Raw genomic sequence first — 4,916 nt, forward strand, 5'->3', positions numbered from 1 at the left:
AAAGTTTGGGGAACCTTTTCAGCCTGAGCTTAGAAACAAAAGAGTGAAGGGAACTAAATTTTTAAAAATTTAGTTCTGTCCCACCGCCAAAGCGATTTATCTTTTTTCCGAGATTTTAGCTCGAGTTCAGTTAATTAAGATACTAAGGCTCAAAAAGCAAAGTAGAAACAGGAGATTGACGATGCGTTTTCAAAACACTGGGCAATCTGTCTTTTTTACACAGCTTTGAGGCCGAGTTCAGTTAATTAAGAAATAATAGAGACTTTTCCGTCTCGCAATTTGCCTTTTGCGGATTTTTCAGAATTTTTAAATTTTGATGACAAAACTTCAAAAAACCTAAAAATGAGCACAAAAAGAGCAGCTAAATCGGACTGATGAAAGTTTGATTTAACTGCTGCAGGCTTCAATTGGACAATATTTCAATCAAAGCACACGACAAATTATTAGTCTTATTATACCCTATTTGGCTGGAAATTGCAAGGCTGACGCTGCCAGCAGATAGGCAGCCCGTCAGGGCCTTTCCCTATTCCAGCCTTTTTTTAACGGTTGCCGGAGCTGCCTAGGATTGCCGCCCAGGCTTTTTGGTAATCAGCGTCTGATGCCCCGATACCGAAGCGGTAGGACGTGGTCGGCGCTCCGTTTTTAGCCCAATAGCTTGTAACGGTCTGCCCGCTCAGATTGATTGTACGGCCATTCACATTGACCGTTCCCGGTTTTTCCCCCGTAGATTTGAGCACATCAGACTTGATGACGCTCGGATCCAGGCTGAACTTATCACCGACGCCCCAGGCATTGGGATCCGCCTGATAAATGGCATCCACCATATAAGCCATATAAGCGGCGTTGTTGTTGTAGCCGGTCAGAGCAGCCATAGAGGAATTGTCATCATGCCCGATCCAGCCGCCCAGAGTCATTCGCGGAGTAGACAGCATCAGCCACATATCGCCGTTGACATTGGTCGTTCCGGTCTTGCCGATCCAGTCGGCGCCGGCCAGTGTGCCGTTGACCTGACTGATTCTGGACTTAAAAGTCGTAGTAGCACCGGAGTTTATCACTCCCCGCATCAGCTCCTGCATAATCGTCGCAGCCGCCGGCGAATAGACCTGAGTCGGATTGGCCTTGTGCTGATAAATCACATTGCCGTCTCGGTCAGTGATTTTATCCACCATGTATTTTTCCTGATAGCTGCCGTTATTGGCCAGAGTTTGGAAACCGTTGGTGTGCTGGGCGACTGACACTTCAATCCCTCCGCCCATAGGCAGGCTTTCGATGCTGTAGTCATCAATGTAATAGCCCATTTTTTCCATATAGCCTTTGACATTGACTCCCTTCTGCCGCAGGGCCTGATAGGTCCAGTAGGCCGGAATATTCCAGGAAGTATTAAGAGCTTCCTGCAGGTCCATCATAGCGGTCCCACGGCTTTCTGCGTGCATAATCGGGTCGCCGCTTGAAAAGTTGGTCGGGTAGTTGGACAGCACGCTGGCACTGCCCATCATGCCCTGATCAATGGCAATCCCATAAGCCAGAATCGGCTTAATGGTTGATCCCGGAGAGCGTTCTGTATCAAAGGCGTGATTGTTTTGATTGGCGGCATAATTGCGGCCGCCGACAAAGCCGATAACGGCGCCGGTTTTATTATCCAGCAGCACATTGCCGACCTCAACGGCGCCGGTCCCGTCATCCAGAACCCCGCCGTAATTGGCTACCGCATTTTGCATGGCTGCATAGATTTTCTGATTGATCGTGGTCGTGACAGTGTAGCCGCCTTCCCTCAGCTCCTTATCCGCCAAATCCTGATAAGCCTTGACCGTATCATTATTCTTCAGCTCCTGCTGGGAGACATTGTCCCGCTGGATCAGATACTGATACATCACGGTCTTTGCTTCTTCTAAGGCTGTATAGTAAAGATAGTCATGGCTGTTCTTTTCTGAGCTCTCAGACGGCTTAAAATCTTTGGTCAAATCATAGGCAGAAAATTCCTGATACTCTGCTTCTGTAATCTTCCCAGTCCGGTACATATTGTACAAGACATCTTTGGCCCGCGCCAGACCCAGAGCCATGTCCTCAGCTGATTTGAGGCTGCCGTCCGCCGCATAAGGCGAATAGACAATCGGACTCTGCGGCAGGCCTGCGATAAAGGCTGACTGCGGAATGGTCAGATCCTTGGCAGAGACACCAAAAATCCCCTGAGCAGCTTCTTCCACGCCGGCAATATTCTGTCCTTTATTGTTGCGGCCGAAAGGCGACACATTGAGATAAGTGGTCAGAATATCGTCCTTGGTCATATAGCGCTCCAGAGCCAAAGCATCGATAATTTCTGCTGCTTTCCGCTTGAAAGTCGGTGCATCGCCGACCACCTGCTGCTTAATCAGCTGCTGCGTCAGGGTCGAGCCCCCGCTGGATGAGCCGATACCGACAACAGACCCCAGCGTCGCCCGCAGGACCGCCTTGGGAACCACTCCCTTATGGCTTTCAAAATTTTCATCTTCTGTTGCAATGACGGCCTTTTTAATGTTGTCCGAAATCGCATCGCTTTCGACCGGAATCCGCAGCAGATCATTGTCCACTTCCGAAATCAGGCTGCCATTGGAATAGACCAGCTTAGAAATGCCGGAAATGTTGTTGACCTGCTGGACCAGCTCTTCCTCTTTAGGAACTTCCACATTGCTGAAGAGGCTGGCCGCATAGCCAATCCCAATACCGGCACCCAGAACGACACCGAAAAAGATAAAGACAAAAGCCATATTGAGCAGGAGCTTGAAGGTCCGCAGAAAAACGGCAACTATATCACCGACAGACCAGCCGTCTTTATCAGCAGAAGGACCGAACCCCTTCAGGTCTGGAAGTTTGATATGTTTGAAAAACTGCCGGGTTTTTTCCCACAGTGTTTTTAATTTCTCGACTATTTGTTGCAAAACAGATTCTCCTTGTATTGTACCATTATAACAAATAACTATGATTTATTTCAAGGAAACATTGCTATTTAAACGCTTTGTGATACAATAGAGTGAGCACACTATATGTTGAAAAGGAGATGTACATGCACATTTTTGATGAGCTAAAAGAGCGTGGTTTGGTTTTCCAAACAACTGATGAAGAAGCTTTGCGCAAAGCCCTGGAAGAAGGACAAGTTTCTTATTACACCGGCTATGATCCGACTGCCGACAGCCTTCATCTGGGACATTTGGTGGCTATTTTGACCAGCCGCCGCCTGCAGCTGGCAGGTCATAAGCCCTATGCGCTCGTCGGCGGTGCGACTGGCTTGATTGGGGACCCGTCTTTCAAAGATGCTGAGCGCAGTCTCCAAACAAAAGAAACAGTTAACGGCTGGGCTAAGAGCATTCAAGGGCAGCTTGCCCGCTTCCTTGACTTTGAAAAGGGAGCAAATAAGGCTGAAATGGTCAACAACTACGACTGGTTCAGCAGCATCAGCTTTATTGATTTTCTGCGCGATGTCGGCAAATACTTCACCGTCAACTACATGATGAGCAAGGACTCCGTCAAGAGCCGGATCGAGACAGGAATTTCCTACACAGAATTTGCCTACCAAATCATGCAGGGCTACGACTTTTTTGTCTTAAACCAAGAACATGGAGTCACCCTGCAAATCGGCGGTTCTGATCAATGGGGCAATATGACAGCAGGGACCGAACTGCTGCGCCGCAAAGCTGATAAGATCGGCCATGTCATGACCGTCCCGCTCATTACGGACGCTACTGGCAAAAAATTCGGCAAATCCGAAGGCAATGCTGTCTGGCTCAATGCAGACAAGACTTCGCCTTATGAAATGTACCAGTTCTGGATGAATGTCATGGATGCCGATGCCGTTCGCTTCCTGAAGATTTTCACCTTCCTCTCACTGGAAGAAATCGAGGACATCCGCCAGCAGTTTGAGGCGGCTCCGCACGAGCGTCTGGCTCAGAAAATTCTGGCCCGCGAAGTCGTGACTCTGGTGCACGGCGAGAAAGCCTATCAAGAGGCTCTGAATATCAGCGAGCAGCTCTTTGCCGGAAACATTAAAAACCTCTCTGTCACAGAACTGAGACAAGGTTTGTCGGGCGTACCCAGCTATCAGGTTCAGGCCGAGGACAGCCTTCTTCTCGTGGAGCTCTTGGTCACAGCCGGTGTCGTCAGCTCCAAGCGACAGGCCCGCGAAGATATCCAAAACGGCGCCATCTATCTCAATGGCGAACGCATTCAGGATCTGAACTACAGCCTGACTGAAGCAGACAAGTTGGAAAATGAGCTGACGGTCATCCGCCGCGGCAAGAAAAAATACTTTGCTCTGACTTACTGATGCCAAAACAAGGCAAGGAGCCGGCCGAAAAACCGGCTTCTTTTCTTAACTCTGTTATCTTCGATTTTCTTTGATTGTCACGGTCTGGAACATCACCATCCTTTTATCGTCATTTAGTTTATCTTTTATTGCTTTGCTAGCTTACACAGCCCGGGGGAGCCAAAAGCAAACGAAAAGTCTGTATACAGAGAGCAGGGCAGCCGTCATGGGCGTCTGTCCCACTGCTGGCATTTAAAGCAGAAGGTTTACGGAGCAGTAAAGCAGCAAGAAAGAAGGGGAACCCTTATGAAATCCACCATCGCCCGATTTGCCAAGGCTCAGGCTTTTGCCTGTCCGCTGTGCAGCCAGCAGCTGCAGCTGGACCAAAACAGCCTCAAGTGTCCCAGGCGTCACTCCTACGACATCGCCCGATTTGGCTATGTTCATCTGGCTCCGCAGGTCAGGCAGTCTAAAGACTATGATAAAGCCAGCTTTCAGAACCGGCAGCTGATTCTGGAAGCCGGTTTTTATAGACACATTTTAGACAGCCTGCTGCAGATCCTGCAGGAAACCGCTCCGCATGCGACCCTTTTGGATGTCGGCTGCGGCGAGGGCTATTATGCCCGAGAAATTCAGGCCG

Annotated in this window: 2 protein-coding genes and 1 pseudogene; 2 read left to right on the forward strand and 1 reads right to left on the reverse strand. The window is 49.2% G+C overall.

The features are described from left to right. Nucleotides 1–539 precede the first annotated feature (539 nt). Nucleotides 540–2,915, reverse strand: coding sequence for a penicillin-binding protein PBP1B (gene pbp1b, locus STRDD11_RS07540; RefSeq protein WP_128836795.1), 2,376 nt, complete (start codon nucleotides 2,913–2,915; stop codon nucleotides 540–542). A gap of 125 nt (nucleotides 2,916–3,040) precedes the next feature. Between pbp1b and tyrS the strand changes: the two genes are divergently transcribed. Then, nucleotides 3,041–4,297, forward strand: coding sequence for a tyrosine--tRNA ligase (gene tyrS / locus STRDD11_RS07545; RefSeq protein ID WP_128836796.1), 1,257 nt, complete (start codon nucleotides 3,041–3,043; stop codon nucleotides 4,295–4,297). Between the two features lie 336 nt (nucleotides 4,298–4,633). Next, nucleotides 4,634–4,916: pseudogene (locus tag STRDD11_RS14385) on the forward strand (putative RNA methyltransferase); the annotation flags it as partial.

It is taken from the genome of Streptococcus sp. DD11 (assembly GCF_001578865.1).
GTDB classification, from domain to species: domain Bacteria; phylum Bacillota; class Bacilli; order Lactobacillales; family Streptococcaceae; genus Streptococcus; species Streptococcus panodentis.